Below are 13,822 nucleotides of genomic sequence, written 5' to 3'. Positions count from 1 at the left end.
TACCACCTACTGATCAGAGGTTGCCCTTGATCGCGGTGATCAGCTCACCGTTGCTGGTGTCACCGGAGAACTCCCAGAAGAAGGCGCCGCCGAGACCCTGGTTCTTCACGTAGGTCATCTTGCCGGCGATCGTCGACGGGGTGTCGTAGCTCCACCAGTTGCTGCCGCAGTAGGCGTACGCGGTGCCGGCCACCGTGCCGTTCGCCGGGCAGCTGCCCTTGAGCACCTTGTAGTCCTCGATGCCCGCCTCGTAGGTGCCCGGAGCGGCGCCGGTCGCGGCCCCACCCGGAGCGGCCTGGGTGACCCCGGTCCAGCCGCGGCCGTAGAAGCCGATGCCGAGCAGGATCTTGCTGGCCGGAACGCCCTTGCTCTTCAGCTTCTGGATCGCGGCGTCCGAGTAGAAACCGGCCTGCGGGATGCCGGTGTACGACGTCAGCGGCGAGTGCGGGGCGGTCGGGCCCTTGGCGTTGAACGCGCCGAAGTAGTCGTAGGTCATCGGGAAGACCAGGTTCAGCTTCGCGATGCCGGAGGCGTAGTCGGCCACGTCCAGCTTGCCGCCCTGCGAACCGTCGGCGGAGATCGCCGAGGTGATCAGGAAGCTCGAGCCGAACTTGGTGCGCAGCGCCGAGATCACCTTGTTGTAGGAGTCCGGGCCGGACGCGTCACACTGCAGGCCACAGGCGTTCGGGTACTCCCAGTCCACGTCGATGCCGTCGAAGACGTCGGCCCAGCGGGAGTCCTTGACCAGGTTGTAGCAGGAGTCGGCGAACGCGGCCGGGTTCGCGGCGGCCTGGGTGAAGCCACCGGACCAGGTCCAGCCGCCGAACGACCAGATCACCTTGATGTTCGGGTACGCCTTCTTGAGCTTGCGCAGCTGGTTGAACGAGCCGCGCAGCGCGCCGGTGTCCCAGGTGTCGGCGACGCCGTCGACGCTCTCGGCCGCGGAGTACGCGCGGTCGTAGTCGGCGTAGGAGTCACCGATCGAGCACTGGCCGCCGGTGGTGTTGCCGAACGCGTACAGGATGTGGGTCAGCTTGGCGGCCGAGCCCGACGTCACCAGGTTCTTGACGTGGTAGTTGCGGCCGTAGACGCCCCACTCGGCGAAGTAGCCGACGACGTTCTTGCCGCTGGTGCCACCGGTCGGCGCCGTGGTGGGCGCGGTCGTCGGCGCCGTGGTGGGCACCGTGGTGGGCGCGGTGGTCGGCGTCGTGGTCGGCGCCGTCGTGGGGGTGGTGGTCGGGGCGGTCGTCGGGGTGGTGGTGCCACCACACACGCCGCCGTCGATCCAGACGTCCCACTGCCCGCTGTGCGTGGCCGGCGACTCGTTCTGGGTCCACCACTTGGCGGTGTAGTTGTGTCCGTTCTGCGACGCGACGTTGTCCTTGACATACGTGCCGGTGGCGGACCAGGCGGGGGCACACGCGACCGCGGCGTTCGCCGTGACGAGCGGGACCGACACGGACGCGCCGATCACCACCGCTCCGGCGAGCAGCGACCGGCGGAGGGTTTTGCCCACGGGCTCTCCTCAATAATTAAGAAACTTTCCAGAAGGAAGGTTGAGGAGACGGTAGTCACATCGATTAACAACAGTCAAGCCTGATGAAGACCTTTAAGGTCGCTTTAACGTGGTCCCGGAAGCGCGAGGCTTGCCACCAGGGCCGGCAACAAGCCAGAGATAATTCGCGCCGGTCCGAGCGGCGATTTTCTCGCAGATCTCGGTGTACTTACGGGGCATGGCCCCGTCCTCCCAGCTCGCCCACGATGCAGGAGCGATACCGCACGCCTGGGCAGCTTCCTTGATGTTCCACCGCATGCGCTGACGCACGAGCGCCAGGCGGGCTCCGAACTGGCTGTCGTCGACGGTCCAGCCCTCGGTAGCAGTTCCCTCGTTCGCGGGCGAGGGCTCCCCATGTACGGCTGTCATGAGGCACAGCTTACGGAGCATGCCTCAGGAATCAAGAGTAAGCCTGGGTTTGTGGCACATAACCCGGCATTCCGGCGCATGTCGCTGAACCTGGGAATGGTGAGTGAACCTGTGCTTGACACAGCTTCTCGCAGGATCTAGCTTTCTGTGCATGGAACAGCTTCCCGAGCAAAAAACAGGTGAAGCTCTCCCCCAGCTCTACACCGCGGAAGAGGTTGCGCTCGCGGTCAAGGTGAAGGAGAGCACCGTCGTCACCTGGGCGCGGACCGGAAAGATCGACGCGGTCGTGCTGCCCTCTGGTCACCGGCGCTTCAAGCGCGAGGTCATCGACGCACTGCTGGCCGGCCAGGCCGCCGCGTGAACGCCTCTACTGGGCCCGGTCCGACTGGCCCCGGCGGCCCGACTCATCCGGGACCGCCTGCCCCGCCCAACCCGACTCCGCCGACCCGCCTGATGGCCCTGCTCGGGTCTGCCGCCGCGGTGATCGAGGCCCTGGTGCTGCGCGGTGCCTACCCGCGGTCCCGGCCGCATCGCGACATCCGGCGGCCGTACCGCCCGGGCGTCAACCCCGCGCTGGCCACTCGGCCGCGCTGAAACAGAAGCGCGCCACCCGTAGCCCCGGGCGGCGCGCAAATCACCGGATCAACCTCCCCATCACGAAAGGCCTATCCGATGACGCATCCGACCGTACCTGACCGCAAGACCAAGCGCGCCGACGAGCTGGAGCGCGACGACTGGATCAAGCTCGACCCGGCCGACGGCGAGGTCTCCGGCCCCGCGGTTGTCCGCTACGTCGAGAAGTTCAACAACGGCTACGACGGCCCTCGGGTGCTGGCCATCGTCGAGGGAGTCGGCGACCTGGAGCCGTCCTTCCGGCGGTGGGGTGCCGCGAAGCCGGTGCGCATGCTGACCGCCGAGGAGATCGAGAACGCCAAGGCGGACGACCGCCGCAGCCGGATCGCGCTCCAGCTGGAGCAGCTGGCCGCGCTGGTCCGGCAGGGCCGAGTGCCGCTGCCCTCCGGCGCCTCCGGTCGCTCTCGGTCGCTCGACATCGACTTCCACCTGGGCAGCGTCGAGGAGATCGAGCAGGCCGCGGCGGCGCTTGACGTGCAGGTTGCCAACCCGTTCGGCAAGTACCTGTGCGTGGACTGGCCGGGCAACGGCCGCCACGGGGAGGTCGCGGTCAGCTGGTCGACGTACCGGAAGGACCCGGAGCCCAAGCCGGAGCCGGAGCCGCTGCCCGACCCGCAGCCGGCCTCGATCGTCGAGCACTATCACTCCGCGGGCCAGGCGGGCGGCCAGGGCGAGTGCGCGTCCGAGTGCGCGTGCGGCACCAGCTTCAGCGGCTTCGACTCCCTCGCCGAGGCGGTCGAGCAGGTGGAGCTCCACATCGCCGACGCGACCGGGGTGACCTATCAGCGCGAGCCGGACGACCCGGGTGTGCCCGGCCGCCGGATCGCGCCGCACTTCGAGGACGCCCGGAACCCGGGCGTCGCGGTCGACGCGACGCTCCGGCCCGGCACGACGTGCGAGGAACTGAGCGACGACGCGGCCGAGCCGACCTGCCCGGGCGGCTGCTGATGACCGCCCCGTGCGCGTGGCTGCTGCTCATGTCGCAGATGGAGGCCCTCGACGGCGTCCCGTCGATCGTGCTGCCGCAGGCCTGCGCCGAGCTCGTCGCGGAGCGGGTGCGGTTCGACCGGCCCGACCTCGGCGTGTGGTTCATCGCGGTCGGCGAGGTGTGCGAGGGCCACGCGGAGTCCGCGGCCCGGCTCGGCGCGCTGCGCCTGGGCGAGATCCCCCGCCACGTCCCGGCCGGCACCTGATGACCCGGCGCGGCGGTAGCCCCAATCCTGCCGCCGCGCCGCCCCGGCCGGTCTCGCCTGCCCGGGACCGGCCCGGCCCGGGGCGCACGCCGCCCGCTGTGCCCCGGGCCACTCCGACTTCGCCCTCTTCGCACGACTTGCAGGAGATAGCAGTGAGCCTGAGCATCTTCGACACCCACGAGGTACCGGTGATCACGCCCGGCGACCTCGACCCCCACGAGACGATCACCCGCCGTCTGACCCCGCCGCACCTGCGCCGGCCGCTGGCGCTCGCGGTCCCGGCCGAACGGACCAGCTTCGCCGTGCTGAGCGACTCCGGCGAGCTGCCGCTGGTCGCGCTGGACCGGCCCCGGCCGGACGAGACGGCGCGGATCGCCACTGGCCGCCTGGTCGACAACGAGCCGGACGAGCCGCGCCGGCCGTGGTTCTTCCGTGGCACGCGTCGGTTGACCCGATCCCGCGCGCTGGTTTTCGCGGCGACCTGGCCGGGTGGTCTCCAGTGAACCCCAACTTCTCCGGCCCGAGCATGGGCGAGGTCGACCCGAACGCCATCGGAGTCGTCATCAGCGTCGGCCTGGCGCTCGTGCGCGACGAGGCGATTAAGGACATGACCGGCGGAATCCTCAAGCCGCCCGCCGCCGTGATCGTCGCGGACCTCGTGACCCGAGTCGGCGTGCGTACCTCCCAGATGCTGACGAGCGCCGACTCTCTCGCAGCGCTGCACGGGGCGCTTCAGGCGTGGTCGCGGGACCTGCCGACCGCCGCCCGCGACCAGTACGAGGCGACGGTGGCCGAGGCCGACCAGCGGTACTCGCAGGTCGTCGCCGAGTTCCGCAACGGCGGTGGGTGGCGGTGAACAACTCCGACGAGCGTGACTACGCCGAGGAGTCGGCGAACCGGGCGGAGATGTTCGAGCCGGACCACTGCATCCGCGGCTACGACTCGGAATCCGAGCGCGCGACCTCTTGCAGCGACACCGACAACGGCGGCGACTGCGTGCACTGTCCGTGCTGCTGCACCTGCCGTCCCTGCGCCGAGCCCGGCGACGTCCCGCCGAACGCCGGGAGCGCGTCATGAAGGCCCGGCCGATCTACGTCTGCCGGTTCGGCTGCCCCGGCCACCGCCGGATCCGGCCCGGCCGCTGGGCCTGGTGGATCACCGACGGCCCCACCGGGCCGGTCGCCGCCGAGGGCACCACCCGCACCGAGCGCGGCGCCCTGCGCCAGCTCGACCGGGCGCTCTCCCGCGTGCAGCTCGCCGTCGGCGACCACGTGTGCCGCCGGCCGATCCTGCACCCGCTCGACGTGTTCGAGGCGGCCAAGCTCACCGCGCGGCTGGAGGCCGACGGGGTGCCGGTGACCGTGCAGGTGCCGGTCGACGGGCAGGTGGTGCTGTTCCCGGCGCTGGAGCTGACGACGGCGCAGGAGGCCCACACCTACCGGCTGGTGGCTCGGGAGACCGACGCGCCGGTGCGCTGGGCGGGGGTGGCCTGATGCGGCTGCGCCACGTCACCACCAAGTACGTCTTCGACGCCTCCGCGCTGCCGGTCACCCGCGACGCGAAGCGCCGCAAGTTCCAGCCCGCCGACGTGATCGTCACGCACCGGTCGACCTTCGGGTTCTGGGAGGTCCGGGTGCACGGCTTCACGACCAACACGATGCCGTACTCGACGTCGGTCATCTGGGGGATCAAAAACGACCAGGTGCTGGAGAACAACGTCGGCCAGGCCCCGGGGTGGCTGAAGGATGTGGTCGCGCAGGCCGTGAGGCTGCACGCGGCGGCCGGGGTCGCGCTTGCGGGCGGTGAGACCCGATGACCATCTCCGACGAACGCCGCGCCTTCTTCCTGGGCCTGCCGCCGGAGGACCTCGACCTGCTCGCCGGGCTCATGCGGCGCGAGCTGGACAAGATCCCGGACCGGATCGCGCGGCTGCGCAACGACGAGGAGCAGATCGTCGAGTGGCTGACGGAGTTTGCCCCCAGCCTCCTCCCGGCGCCGCCGGTCGAGCCGGAAGCGCAGCCCTCGGGCCAGGCCACCGGCTCCGCCGACCTGCTCGACCGGGCCCGCGCCCACCTCGTGCAGTGCGGGCCCTGCGACTTCGGCATGCCCGGCGCGTGCAACTGCCCGCCCGGCGACCCGCGGGCGCTGATCGACGACCTGGTCAACGAGGTCACCCGACTCCGTGCCGCGCTGGTTGACGAACAGGCGGCACACGCCAAGACGATCTCGAATTTCGAGGAATTCGCCGACTCGGCCCGGGAAGTCGAGATCACCGACCAGGTGGTCGCGGCCGTCTGCGCCGAGGTCGATTACTTCGGGTTCGACCTTGGCGAGGGGAACGCCCGGACCGTCGCTCGCGCCGTGCTGGAGGCGGCCGGCTTCACGGTGGCGGATGGACAGTCGGAAGTGAAGTCGACGGGCCAGGCCACCGATTCCCTATGCCGCTGCACGTGGCTCGGCGTCGGAACGCCCGAGCACGAGCGGTCCGCGTTCTGCCCGCCGGAGGTGACCCGGTGACCGCGCCGACTAAGACCGCGGCCGAGATCATCCGGTGGGAGAACCCGCCGCCGTCGCGCCGCAACCCCGGCGGGGTCGTCGGCAGCCGCTGGGACGAGGTCGCCGAGCAGCTGCGCGACGAGCGCGGCCGGTGGGCGGTCGTCTACGAGGGCGACGCCAACAACGCCTCCTCGGCCGCCTCGATTATCCGGATGGGCAATGTCGCCTGCTTCCGGCCGACCGGTGACTTCGAGGCCGTGTCCCGGCGCTCGCCGAGCACCGGCCGGACCACCGTCTACGCCCGGTACCTCGGCGACGGGGGCGGCCGATGAGCGCGCCGACCCTGCCGCCGCCGGCCAAGGTGACCGGTCCGGGCGTCTACCAGCTCACCGCGGCCGAGTACCACGCCGACCCGGTGCCGGGTGGCTCGCTGTCGTCGACCGGCGCCCGGAAGCTGATCGCCCCGTCTTGCCCGGCGCTGTACCGCCACTGGGCGGACAGCCCGGAGGAGGTCCGGGACTACTTCGACTTCGGCGCGGCGGCGCACCAGCTGGTGCTCGGCGAGGGGCCTGGCATCCACGAGGTGAAGGCCGATAGCTGGCGGACGAATAAGGCCAAGGACGAGGCGGCAGCCGCCCGGGAGCGCGGCCAGACGCCGCTGCTGTCGCGGGACGTCGAGATCGTCGAGGCGATGGCCGACCGGCTCCGCGAACACCCGATCGCCTCCGCGCTGTTCGAGCCGGGTTCCGGCCGGGCGGAGCAGGCGATCGTCTGGGCCGAGACCGCCATCGTCGAGGTGACCCGCACCGGTGAGCATCAACCGGCGTTCGAGCGGCGCGCGGTGCGCTGCCGGGCGTTGATCGACTGGCTGCGCCACCCGGGCGCCGGCCGCTTGCTGGTGCCGGACTACAAGACCACGAACAGCGCGGCCCCGGACGACGCGATGAAGACCGTCGCCCGGCTCGGCTACCACGTGCAGGGCGCGTTCTACCTGGCCGGGCTGCGCGCCCTGGGTCTGGCGGACGAGAGCGCCCGCTTCCTGCTGGTGATGCAGGAGAAGGTCGCGCCGTACCTGGTGACCGTGATCGAGCCGGATCAGACCGCGATGCGCCTCGGGGCGATGCGGGTCCGCGAGGCGATCGACATCTACGCGCGGTGCACCGAGTCGGGCCGGTGGCCGGGCTACTCGGACGACGTCGTGATCGGCGAGCTGCCGCCGTGGGAGACGCGCGAGCTGGACGGGCAGGTGTGGTGATGGCTTCCCGGCGCATCCAGGTCGATCGCTTCAAGTCCAAAGGCCGCGCGCAGTGCGAGGAATGCGGAGGTCCACCCAGGCAGTGGACCCGCGAGCGGGCTCGCGTGCATGCCGATCTCAAACGCCACACCGTCCGCTTCGTCATCGAGGACACCACCATCTACAGCAGAAAGGGCAGCTCGTGACCAACGCCCTCGACCGGCTGACCGCGCCGGCACAGATCACCCAGACCACCGCCGTCGAGCAGGCCCGTGCGGTCGCCGAGGTCGCCGCCGCCGTCCAGGTCGCCCAGATGAACCCGCGCGACGTCCGCCGCGCCTGGGCCGAGATGGAGGACGCCTGCCGCCGCTACGAGCTGGCCGACGTCGCCTTCTACAAGGTGCCCAACCGCGGCCGGGACGCGTCCGTCCACCTGGCCCGCGCCATTGCCCTGATCTGGGGCAACCATGACTCCGGCGTGCGCGAGCTGTCCCGCGACGACGCACGCGGCATGTCCGAGATCCAGGCGTACGCCTGGGACCAGCAGCGCAACGTTCGCAGCTCGCGGACCTTCCAGGTGCCGCACGCCAAGATGGTCAAGGGCGAGCGCAAGAAGCTGGATGACCTCTCCGACATCTACCTCAACAACCAGAACATCGGCGCCCGAGCGCTGCGCGAATCCATCTGGGCCACCCTGCCCCGGGACTACGTCGCCCGGGCCAAGGAGGTGTGCGAGGAGACCCTGCAGAACGGCGATGGGACGCCGCTGCTTGATCGCATCGAGCAGATGATCGCCGTATTCAGCAAGGGCGGCATCTCGGCGAAGCAGATCGAGGCGCGACTCGGTAAGCCCCGCGGCCAGTGGACGGCGGTCGACGTCGCCGACATGCAGGTGGTCATCCGATCGATCGCCCGCGGCGAGACGACCGCGGCCGATGAGTTCCCGGCGGAACGGGTGACCGCGGCCGAGATCACCGGCCAGCGACCGGCCACCACACCGAAGCTCTCCGACCCGAACGCGACCGACGACATCTGGCCCGCCCCGGCCGAGATCCCGGCGGGTGACTTCTGATGGCCGCCGTCCTGCACTCGCCGTTCTACGCCGGCCACAAGTTCACCCCGAACGACGCCGAGGACCTGGCGACCGCGCTGAAGGTCGTCGCCGACCCGATGCGGCTGCGGATCCTGGCGCTGCTCGCCGAGCGCGGCCCGATGCGCGCGGTCGACCTGGTGCCGCTGCTCGACGCCAAGCAGCCGAACGTGTCGCACCACCTGACCGTTCTGCATCAATCGGGATTGGTGCGCAACGAGGTTGTCGGGCCGGACGTGCTGCGCGCCATCGATGTCGACCGGATGTCACGGCTGGCGCGGCTACTCGACCCGAACGGTGGCCGCCGATGAGGCCGCTACGCGTGATCGGGCTCGACCTGTCGCTGACCGGAACGGGCATCGCCGCGACCCACACCGGCGCGGGCGAGCCGCGGCTGTGGTGCACCCGGATCAGCCCGACCAAACGGCGGTCGACCACGAAGATCGATCACGACCGGATGCACCAGGCGGTCAGCATCATCATGGGCGCCGCCCGGATGCAGCCCGACGTGGTCGCCATCGAGGAGCCGCTGCTGCTCGACAAGGGCGACACGTCGCTGCGCCTCGCCGAGCTGCACGGAGCCGTGAAGCACTGGCTGTGGGCAAGGTCGATCCCCTACGTCGACGTGCACCTCACCAAGGTGAAGACGTACGCGACCGGCAACGGCGGGGCGAAGAAGGACGTCGTGCTCGCGGCGATGATCGCCCGCTACGGCTCCCGGCTGCATATCGGCACCGATGACGAGGCCGACGCCATGTCGTTGCTCGCCGCCGCGCTCGATGCGTACGGGCAGCCGCTCGCCGACGTCCCGGACTCGCATCGACGGGCGCTGAGCGGGGTCGAGTGGCCGAAGCTGGCGGTGGCGTGATGCTCGACCGACTGCGCCGTGCCATTCGGCCGATCTTCCGGCACGCCGACGGGACGCTGATCATCCCGGACAGCGCGCTGTACGCCGCCATCGACGCGCAGCTCCGCATGGTCGCGAAGATCCCCGCGGACCAGCGCACGCAGGCGGACTGGGACTACGCCGACCGGATGCTCCTCGACCGCCTCGCGGTCGGCCAGCCGCGGCCCGCGCCGCTGGTTCGGCCGGCGGTCCCGGTCATCTCGGGGAGGTCCTGATGGACAGCCCGACCAAGGTGGCGATCGCGATGATCGCGCTGCTGGCCCTGTGCGCGCTGTTCGGCGGTCGGCGATGAGCGGCGCGCTGTGCCGCTGCGGTGACGAGCAGGAGGATCACCGGCGCAAGACCGGCGGCTGCCGGGAGCCGGGCTGCGGCTGCGGGAAGTTCGAGCCGGTCGGCACCTTCGCGCCGGAGCCCACGCTGGCGCTCGACGTGGCCGCGCTGCTGGCCGAGGTCCGTGAGGACGTCGACCGTGAGGCGCAGCTGGCCGCCCGGCTCGCCGAGGTCGAGCGGGAGCGCGACGAGGCGTGCACCGAGCTGGTCCGCGTCCAGCGCGAGCTCGTCCCGGCGGTCGACGAGCGGGACCAGGCCCGCGAGGACCTGGAGAAGCTGCGCGCCGCGCTGGCCGAGGCCGAGCAGGAACGGGACCAGCTCGCAGCGCTGGTCGACCAGAAGCAGACACGCCTCGGCGAGTACTCCGACCTGCTCACCGGGTCGCGGGCGAAGGTCGAGAGCGTCGAGCGCGAGCGCGACATGGTCCAGGCCAAGCTCGACGGCGCGCTGCTCCAGCTGGCCGAGGTCACTGACGAACGCAATGCGTTGCGGGACGCGGTCCCGTGTGGCTGGTGTGACGGGCTCGGCGTGGCGCCTGCCGAGCGCTTCGGACGCGATGCGGACGGTGCGCCGGAGGCCGACGAGGACCGGCCTTGCCCGGAGGGCTGCGCGGTCCCCGGCTGGCTCCAGGCCGAGCGCAACGACGCGGCAGACGACGCCCGGCGGGTCGCCGAGCTGGAGGCGCTGCTGGAGCAGGCCGAGCAGTACGCCCGCGACCTCCAGGACAACGGCGACGTGTCGCCGGTTGGCCGGGTCTGGGACGAGCACGTCCGCTACCTCTGCACCACGTGCGGCAGCCGGTACCGGGAGCACCACAACCACGTTTGCGGCCGGCTGGAGCCGGTCCGCGTTCGCATCACCTTCATCAAGGAGTAACCGAATGCTCGACTTCACCGCCGCCGCTTTCCGCGAGGCCGCCCTGCGCATGGCCGTCGACACCGTCGACCCCGAGACTCAGCCCACCGCCGCCGAAGTGATCGGCATGGCCCAGGAGTTCGAGGCCTACCTGCGCGGCGACGAGCAGCCGGAGGCCGAGACCGCGAGCGCCAAGCCGGAGCAGTCGGACCCGTGCGACTGCCCGAGCTGCACGCTTCGCAAGGCGCTGACGGTCCAGCTCGTCCGCCGTCTGCACTGATCCGAGCCGCCGCCGAGCGCCCGGCAGGGCGCCCCCTCTGGATACGCGGGGAGCTGGAAGCGCGGGTTCGAGTCCCGCCGGCGGCACGCACCATATCCCATCGAGCAAGGAGCACCACGGCATGACCGCTGTGAAGTTGAAGGGCACGTTCAGCAAGAACGAGCGGGACTCGAACGGCCTGGAGGACATCGCCCCGGACCTGGTCAAGAACGAGTTCGGCCGGTACGTCGTCGTCGGGATCGTCGAGCAGCACAAGGTGACGAAGGAGCCCGGCGAGGCCCCGATCCCGACGGCCCGGTTCGTGGCCATCGAGGTGGCGCGGGACGCGGACGAGGCGATGGCGCGCGGCATCCTCGACCGGGCCCGCAAGTCGCGTGGGCTGGCGGACCTCGCTGACACGCTGTTCAACGCGCCGCGCGAGTCGTACGACTTCGACGGCGGCGAGGGCGGCCGCGCGCCGGCCGAGCTGGACGGGCAGATGGAGATGCGGCTCGGCCCGGACGGCGAGCACCAGGTGCCGGAGGCCTCCGGCGAGGAGATCCTGGCCGAGCGCGAGGAAGCCAAGGCGGCCGGCGTCCCGGCGGCCGAGTTCTCCGGCGGCACTGAGTGACCCGCGCGCGGAGGGAGCGCCTGGTGCGGGCGTGGCGGGCGTACACGCGCCGCAACGACGCTCTGGTCCAGCACCAGGGGCACACCGCCGGGCTGCTGCACCCGATGCGGATCGCGCCGGGCTACTTCCGTCGCGTCGAGGGGCACGGGAAGCGCTTCGTCCGGCTCATGCGGAAGACCGGACTATGACCCCGGCCACCGACATCGAGATCGCGCTGCTGCGCGACGTTGCCGCCGACCGGGTCGAGGACGACGAGGACTTCACGCCGATGCTGCTCGTCGACGGCGAGCGCACCTCGGTCGCGCAGTCCATCTGGTCGATGGAGCGCCGGGACCTGGTCGTCCAGCCGTTCACCTCACGCCGGTGGGCGCTGACCTGCAAGGGCCAGGCCCTCGTCGACGAGGCGGACCAGTGAAGCCGCGCCACGCCTACCGGCTGAACGAGCGGATACAGCGCGCTGCCGCTCTGTGCCAGGTGTCGCCCTCCGAGTGGGTCTCGCTGACCCGCTCGGAGCGGCGCCGCCGCCTCTGGGCGGTGCGCCGTGGCTGAGCCGATGCGTGACTTCCTGCGCCGCCTGATCGCCCGGCTGCTCAACCGGCTGCCCGGCCAGTGCTCCGTCGACCTGGCGCTGTGGGCCACCCGGAACACGAGCCGCACCACACCCTGGTCGCCGCGATCGCGCGGCTGCGAGGCGATGTGCGTCTTCCAGCACTGCCGCGAGGACGGCGAGCAGATGTTCCGCGACGGCGCCCGGGGAGGCATCCGATGATCGGCGAGTTCATCCCGTACTACCACCTCGACCCCGAGCAGCGGGCGGAGCTGCACGGCTGGCTCCTCGACCACCGCATCGACTATCACCGCGTCCCGGCCTACGAGCAGTTCACCTGGGACGCGGCGACTGGCGAGTGGCGGATCCCGCTGTACTGGCACAACACCGAGGGCCGGATGCAGATCAACCCGGACGGCGAGACGGTGCGGATGCTCGTCGTGCGGCGCCGCGAGCTGTGGCCGCTGCCGTGGCCGCGCGTCGCGCTCCGGCTCGAACGGCCCACGGTCTCGATCAACGGCGTAGACCTCACCCCGTACGTCCGCAACGTCGTGATCGGCGGTGCCTGATGCCGAACATGGGCACGCAGATGGACTCGGTTTCGTCGGTTCCAGCCGCCGACCGGGCCCTCGCGATCCAGCACCTGGAGCGGACCGGCAACGCCGACCTGCTGCCGATCCTCGGCCTTGCCGCCGCGCCGCCGGCCACGCCGGAAGCCCGGCCGGGTCACTGCCCGCTCTGCCACAACCCGCTGCCGAAGACCGGCATCTGCCGCCGGGCCATTCGGTGCAAGGCCGCGGCGGAGAAGGCGGCGGCATCGTGATCGCGCCGACCGTAGTCGACAAGCTGAGGCGCTGCATGACGCTGCCGGACTGGGCCCGGGTCTCGATCAGCCCGGCTGAGGCAAAGGAGCTGCTCGCCATCATCGGCCGCGACCCGCAGCCGGCCACCGCGCCGGACCGGTGCTCGGACTGCGGCCGGTCCGCCCGCGAGCTCCAGCCATGGCACGAGACGGTCGGCGGCCAGCGCATGGTCGTCGCCCGGCTCGGGCCGAGCTGCTGGCGCAAGCGGATGGACGCGGGCGCCGGCCGGCAGGCGCTGCCGATCGGCGGTGAGTCCGATGGTCGATGAGCCGCGCTGGCACTTCCTCGACACCCGGGAGCAGGCCGACGGCAGCACGGTCGTCTACCACTGGCGGCTCGACATGACCGAGTTCGCCTGCATGACCTCCCGCGAGGTGATCAGCAGGGATTCCTGGCGGTGCGCTAACCACGTCGAGACCGTCCAGCCGTGCCAGGTCGGCGAGTGGCGCACGCCGACGTGCACGCACGAGAACCTGTCGCCGAATCACTCACGGCCGCACTGCCTGATCTGCGGCATGAACGGCGAGGTCGTCACGGACCAGGTGCTGGGCGGTACGCCGTGAGCCGCGTGTACCACCCGGACGTCCTCATCGGCCACGACGCCGTCAGCGGCATCGAGTGGGACCGGCACCGACGCGAAGGCCTCACCGTCGGCGCGTGCCCAAAGTGCCGCACCTCGATGCTCCAGCCCGGCGAGCCGTACGAGATCGGCCGGCGCGTCTGGTACCCGGCCACCTGCCGGTCCAAGACCTGCGACTACGAGACCACGGGCGCCGGACCGCGGCCGCCGAAGGTCCAGAAGGGAGCGGCCTGACGCCGGCCGAGAACCGCACCCAGCACCGCGGCCGGGCCGCACCACC

The 13,822-nt window shown here is 71.1% G+C and carries 29 protein-coding genes and 1 tRNA gene; 29 read left to right on the top strand and 1 reads right to left on the bottom strand.

Features of this window, described 5'->3' with window-relative positions; all coding sequences use genetic code 11:
- Positions 1-13 precede the first annotated feature (13 nt).
- Positions 14-1,516, bottom strand: coding sequence for a glycosyl hydrolase family 18 protein (locus tag Aiant_RS29855; protein ID WP_189336360.1), 1,503 nt, complete (start codon positions 1,514-1,516; stop codon positions 14-16).
- A gap of 559 nt (positions 1,517-2,075) precedes the next feature.
- On the opposite strand from Aiant_RS29855, the gene Aiant_RS29850 reads away from it, so the two are divergent.
- The 29 genes from Aiant_RS29850 (at position 2,076) to Aiant_RS29710 (ending at position 13,776) form a co-directional block, all read left to right on the top strand.
- Entirely contained in the window at positions 2,076-2,285 is a 210-nt protein-coding gene (locus Aiant_RS29850) for a helix-turn-helix domain-containing protein (RefSeq protein WP_189336359.1), read from the top strand.
- 92 nt (positions 2,286-2,377) lie between these two features.
- Positions 2,378-2,518, top strand: coding sequence for a hypothetical protein (locus tag Aiant_RS29845; protein ID WP_189336358.1), 141 nt, complete (start codon positions 2,378-2,380; stop codon positions 2,516-2,518).
- A gap of 78 nt (positions 2,519-2,596) precedes the next feature.
- Positions 2,597-3,505, top strand: a complete 909-nt coding sequence (locus Aiant_RS29840; RefSeq protein ID WP_189336357.1) for a hypothetical protein — start codon at positions 2,597-2,599, stop codon at positions 3,503-3,505.
- The gene (locus tag Aiant_RS29835; RefSeq protein ID WP_189336356.1) at positions 3,505-3,750 is read left to right on the top strand and encodes a hypothetical protein; all 246 of its coding nucleotides are present in this window, start codon (positions 3,505-3,507) and stop codon (positions 3,748-3,750) included. The genes Aiant_RS29840 and Aiant_RS29835 overlap by 1 nt, the downstream gene beginning before the upstream one ends.
- 152 nt (positions 3,751-3,902) lie before the next feature.
- Complete coding sequence (locus tag Aiant_RS29830) at positions 3,903-4,253, top strand: hypothetical protein (protein WP_189336355.1); 351 nt, start codon at positions 3,903-3,905, stop codon at positions 4,251-4,253.
- Positions 4,250-4,606 carry a hypothetical protein gene (locus Aiant_RS29825; protein WP_189336354.1) on the top strand — a complete coding sequence of 119 codons (357 nt, stop codon included), beginning with the start codon at positions 4,250-4,252 and terminating at the stop codon, positions 4,604-4,606. Before Aiant_RS29830 ends, Aiant_RS29825 begins: the two co-directional genes overlap by 4 nt.
- Complete coding sequence (locus Aiant_RS29820) at positions 4,603-4,827, top strand: hypothetical protein (protein WP_189336353.1); 225 nt, start codon at positions 4,603-4,605, stop codon at positions 4,825-4,827. Before Aiant_RS29825 ends, Aiant_RS29820 begins: the two co-directional genes overlap by 4 nt.
- Positions 4,824-5,243, top strand: a complete 420-nt coding sequence (locus Aiant_RS29815; RefSeq protein WP_189336352.1) for a hypothetical protein — start codon at positions 4,824-4,826, stop codon at positions 5,241-5,243. The genes Aiant_RS29820 and Aiant_RS29815 overlap by 4 nt, the downstream gene beginning before the upstream one ends.
- Positions 5,243-5,566: a hypothetical protein gene (locus tag Aiant_RS29810; RefSeq protein ID WP_189336351.1), complete on the top strand. Its 324-nt coding sequence runs from the start codon at positions 5,243-5,245 to the stop codon at positions 5,564-5,566. Before Aiant_RS29815 ends, Aiant_RS29810 begins: the two co-directional genes overlap by 1 nt.
- Positions 5,563-6,267, top strand: coding sequence for a hypothetical protein (locus Aiant_RS29805; RefSeq protein ID WP_189336350.1), 705 nt, complete (start codon positions 5,563-5,565; stop codon positions 6,265-6,267). The genes Aiant_RS29810 and Aiant_RS29805 overlap by 4 nt, the downstream gene beginning before the upstream one ends.
- The gene (locus Aiant_RS29800; RefSeq protein WP_189336349.1) at positions 6,264-6,578 is read left to right on the top strand and encodes a hypothetical protein; all 315 of its coding nucleotides are present in this window, start codon (positions 6,264-6,266) and stop codon (positions 6,576-6,578) included. The genes Aiant_RS29805 and Aiant_RS29800 overlap by 4 nt, the downstream gene beginning before the upstream one ends.
- Positions 6,575-7,501 carry a PD-(D/E)XK nuclease-like domain-containing protein gene (locus tag Aiant_RS29795; protein ID WP_189336348.1) on the top strand — a complete coding sequence of 309 codons (927 nt, stop codon included), beginning with the start codon at positions 6,575-6,577 and terminating at the stop codon, positions 7,499-7,501. The genes Aiant_RS29800 and Aiant_RS29795 overlap by 4 nt, the downstream gene beginning before the upstream one ends.
- Entirely contained in the window at positions 7,501-7,686 is a 186-nt protein-coding gene (locus tag Aiant_RS29790; RefSeq protein ID WP_189336347.1) for a hypothetical protein, read from the top strand. The genes Aiant_RS29795 and Aiant_RS29790 overlap by 1 nt, the downstream gene beginning before the upstream one ends.
- A complete protein-coding gene (locus Aiant_RS29785; protein WP_189336346.1) occupies positions 7,683-8,552 on the top strand; it encodes a hypothetical protein in 870 nt (289 codons plus the stop codon). The genes Aiant_RS29790 and Aiant_RS29785 overlap by 4 nt, the downstream gene beginning before the upstream one ends.
- A complete protein-coding gene (locus Aiant_RS29780) occupies positions 8,552-8,881 on the top strand; it encodes an ArsR/SmtB family transcription factor (RefSeq protein ID WP_189336345.1) in 330 nt (109 codons plus the stop codon). The genes Aiant_RS29785 and Aiant_RS29780 overlap by 1 nt, the downstream gene beginning before the upstream one ends.
- Complete coding sequence (locus Aiant_RS29775; RefSeq protein ID WP_189336344.1) at positions 8,878-9,438, top strand: crossover junction endodeoxyribonuclease RuvC; 561 nt, start codon at positions 8,878-8,880, stop codon at positions 9,436-9,438. The genes Aiant_RS29780 and Aiant_RS29775 overlap by 4 nt, the downstream gene beginning before the upstream one ends.
- A complete protein-coding gene (locus Aiant_RS29770; RefSeq protein ID WP_189336343.1) occupies positions 9,438-9,692 on the top strand; it encodes a hypothetical protein in 255 nt (84 codons plus the stop codon). Before Aiant_RS29775 ends, Aiant_RS29770 begins: the two co-directional genes overlap by 1 nt.
- 49 nt (positions 9,693-9,741) lie before the next feature.
- Positions 9,742-10,683: a hypothetical protein gene (locus tag Aiant_RS29765; protein WP_189336342.1), complete on the top strand. Its 942-nt coding sequence runs from the start codon at positions 9,742-9,744 to the stop codon at positions 10,681-10,683.
- A gap of 4 nt (positions 10,684-10,687) precedes the next feature.
- Positions 10,688-10,942: a hypothetical protein gene (locus Aiant_RS29760; RefSeq protein WP_189336341.1), complete on the top strand. Its 255-nt coding sequence runs from the start codon at positions 10,688-10,690 to the stop codon at positions 10,940-10,942.
- An 8-nt stretch (positions 10,943-10,950) separates the two neighbouring features.
- Positions 10,951-11,028 (top strand) — tRNA-Ile (locus tag Aiant_RS29755).
- Positions 11,029-11,063: 35 nt separating this feature from the next.
- Positions 11,064-11,552, top strand: a complete 489-nt coding sequence (locus Aiant_RS29750) for a hypothetical protein (RefSeq protein ID WP_189336340.1) — start codon at positions 11,064-11,066, stop codon at positions 11,550-11,552.
- 23 nt (positions 11,553-11,575) lie between these two features.
- Complete coding sequence (locus Aiant_RS29745; RefSeq protein ID WP_189336339.1) at positions 11,576-11,740, top strand: hypothetical protein; 165 nt, start codon at positions 11,576-11,578, stop codon at positions 11,738-11,740.
- Positions 11,737-11,967 carry a hypothetical protein gene (locus Aiant_RS29740; protein WP_189336338.1) on the top strand — a complete coding sequence of 77 codons (231 nt, stop codon included), beginning with the start codon at positions 11,737-11,739 and terminating at the stop codon, positions 11,965-11,967. The genes Aiant_RS29745 and Aiant_RS29740 overlap by 4 nt, the downstream gene beginning before the upstream one ends.
- 126 nt (positions 11,968-12,093) lie before the next feature.
- Positions 12,094-12,321, top strand: coding sequence for a hypothetical protein (locus tag Aiant_RS29735; protein ID WP_189336337.1), 228 nt, complete (start codon positions 12,094-12,096; stop codon positions 12,319-12,321).
- Positions 12,318-12,668, top strand: coding sequence for a hypothetical protein (locus Aiant_RS29730; protein WP_189336336.1), 351 nt, complete (start codon positions 12,318-12,320; stop codon positions 12,666-12,668). Before Aiant_RS29735 ends, Aiant_RS29730 begins: the two co-directional genes overlap by 4 nt.
- A gap of 8 nt (positions 12,669-12,676) precedes the next feature.
- Complete coding sequence (locus Aiant_RS29725; protein WP_189336335.1) at positions 12,677-12,922, top strand: hypothetical protein; 246 nt, start codon at positions 12,677-12,679, stop codon at positions 12,920-12,922.
- 35 nt (positions 12,923-12,957) lie between these two features.
- Positions 12,958-13,230 carry a hypothetical protein gene (locus tag Aiant_RS29720; protein ID WP_189336334.1) on the top strand — a complete coding sequence of 91 codons (273 nt, stop codon included), beginning with the start codon at positions 12,958-12,960 and terminating at the stop codon, positions 13,228-13,230.
- Positions 13,220-13,525: a hypothetical protein gene (locus Aiant_RS29715; RefSeq protein ID WP_189336333.1), complete on the top strand. Its 306-nt coding sequence runs from the start codon at positions 13,220-13,222 to the stop codon at positions 13,523-13,525. Before Aiant_RS29720 ends, Aiant_RS29715 begins: the two co-directional genes overlap by 11 nt.
- Positions 13,522-13,776, top strand: coding sequence for a hypothetical protein (locus Aiant_RS29710; protein ID WP_189336332.1), 255 nt, complete (start codon positions 13,522-13,524; stop codon positions 13,774-13,776). Before Aiant_RS29715 ends, Aiant_RS29710 begins: the two co-directional genes overlap by 4 nt.
- The last annotated feature ends 46 nt before the right edge of the window (positions 13,777-13,822 follow it).

The sequence above is a fragment of the Actinoplanes ianthinogenes genome (assembly GCF_018324205.1).
Taxonomy (GTDB): domain Bacteria; phylum Actinomycetota; class Actinomycetes; order Mycobacteriales; family Micromonosporaceae; genus Actinoplanes; species Actinoplanes ianthinogenes.
Note: the sequence above shows the minus strand (reverse complement) of the source record. Positions and strands in the feature narration are given on the sequence as shown.

What these genes read in the sequence shown, in the direction of transcription:
- Aiant_RS29850 (WP_189336359.1), top strand. Translation starts at nt 2,076, where the DNA reads ATGGAACAGCTTCCCGAGCAAAAAACAGGTGAAGCTCTCCCCCAGCTC.
- Aiant_RS29845 (WP_189336358.1), top strand. Translation starts at nt 2,378, where the DNA reads ATGGCCCTGCTCGGGTCTGCCGCCGCGGTGATCGAGGCCCTGGTGCTG.
- Aiant_RS29840 (WP_189336357.1), top strand. Translation starts at nt 2,597, where the DNA reads ATGACGCATCCGACCGTACCTGACCGCAAGACCAAGCGCGCCGACGAG.
- Aiant_RS29835 (WP_189336356.1), top strand. Translation starts at nt 3,505, where the DNA reads ATGACCGCCCCGTGCGCGTGGCTGCTGCTCATGTCGCAGATGGAGGCC.
- Aiant_RS29815 (WP_189336352.1), top strand. Translation starts at nt 4,824, where the DNA reads ATGAAGGCCCGGCCGATCTACGTCTGCCGGTTCGGCTGCCCCGGCCAC.
- Aiant_RS29810 (WP_189336351.1), top strand. Translation starts at nt 5,243, where the DNA reads ATGCGGCTGCGCCACGTCACCACCAAGTACGTCTTCGACGCCTCCGCG.
- Aiant_RS29805 (WP_189336350.1), top strand. Translation starts at nt 5,563, where the DNA reads ATGACCATCTCCGACGAACGCCGCGCCTTCTTCCTGGGCCTGCCGCCG.
- Aiant_RS29795 (WP_189336348.1), top strand. Translation starts at nt 6,575, where the DNA reads ATGAGCGCGCCGACCCTGCCGCCGCCGGCCAAGGTGACCGGTCCGGGC.
- Aiant_RS29790 (WP_189336347.1), top strand. Translation starts at nt 7,501, where the DNA reads ATGGCTTCCCGGCGCATCCAGGTCGATCGCTTCAAGTCCAAAGGCCGC.
- Aiant_RS29780 (WP_189336345.1), top strand. Translation starts at nt 8,552, where the DNA reads ATGGCCGCCGTCCTGCACTCGCCGTTCTACGCCGGCCACAAGTTCACC.
- Aiant_RS29775 (WP_189336344.1), top strand. Translation starts at nt 8,878, where the DNA reads ATGAGGCCGCTACGCGTGATCGGGCTCGACCTGTCGCTGACCGGAACG.
- Aiant_RS29770 (WP_189336343.1), top strand. Translation starts at nt 9,438, where the DNA reads ATGCTCGACCGACTGCGCCGTGCCATTCGGCCGATCTTCCGGCACGCC.
- Aiant_RS29760 (WP_189336341.1), top strand. Translation starts at nt 10,688, where the DNA reads ATGCTCGACTTCACCGCCGCCGCTTTCCGCGAGGCCGCCCTGCGCATG.
- Aiant_RS29750 (WP_189336340.1), top strand. Translation starts at nt 11,064, where the DNA reads ATGACCGCTGTGAAGTTGAAGGGCACGTTCAGCAAGAACGAGCGGGAC.
- Aiant_RS29740 (WP_189336338.1), top strand. Translation starts at nt 11,737, where the DNA reads ATGACCCCGGCCACCGACATCGAGATCGCGCTGCTGCGCGACGTTGCC.
- Aiant_RS29730 (WP_189336336.1), top strand. Translation starts at nt 12,318, where the DNA reads ATGATCGGCGAGTTCATCCCGTACTACCACCTCGACCCCGAGCAGCGG.
- Aiant_RS29725 (WP_189336335.1), top strand. Translation starts at nt 12,677, where the DNA reads ATGGGCACGCAGATGGACTCGGTTTCGTCGGTTCCAGCCGCCGACCGG.
- Aiant_RS29720 (WP_189336334.1), top strand. Translation starts at nt 12,958, where the DNA reads ATGACGCTGCCGGACTGGGCCCGGGTCTCGATCAGCCCGGCTGAGGCA.
- Aiant_RS29715 (WP_189336333.1), top strand. Translation starts at nt 13,220, where the DNA reads ATGGTCGATGAGCCGCGCTGGCACTTCCTCGACACCCGGGAGCAGGCC.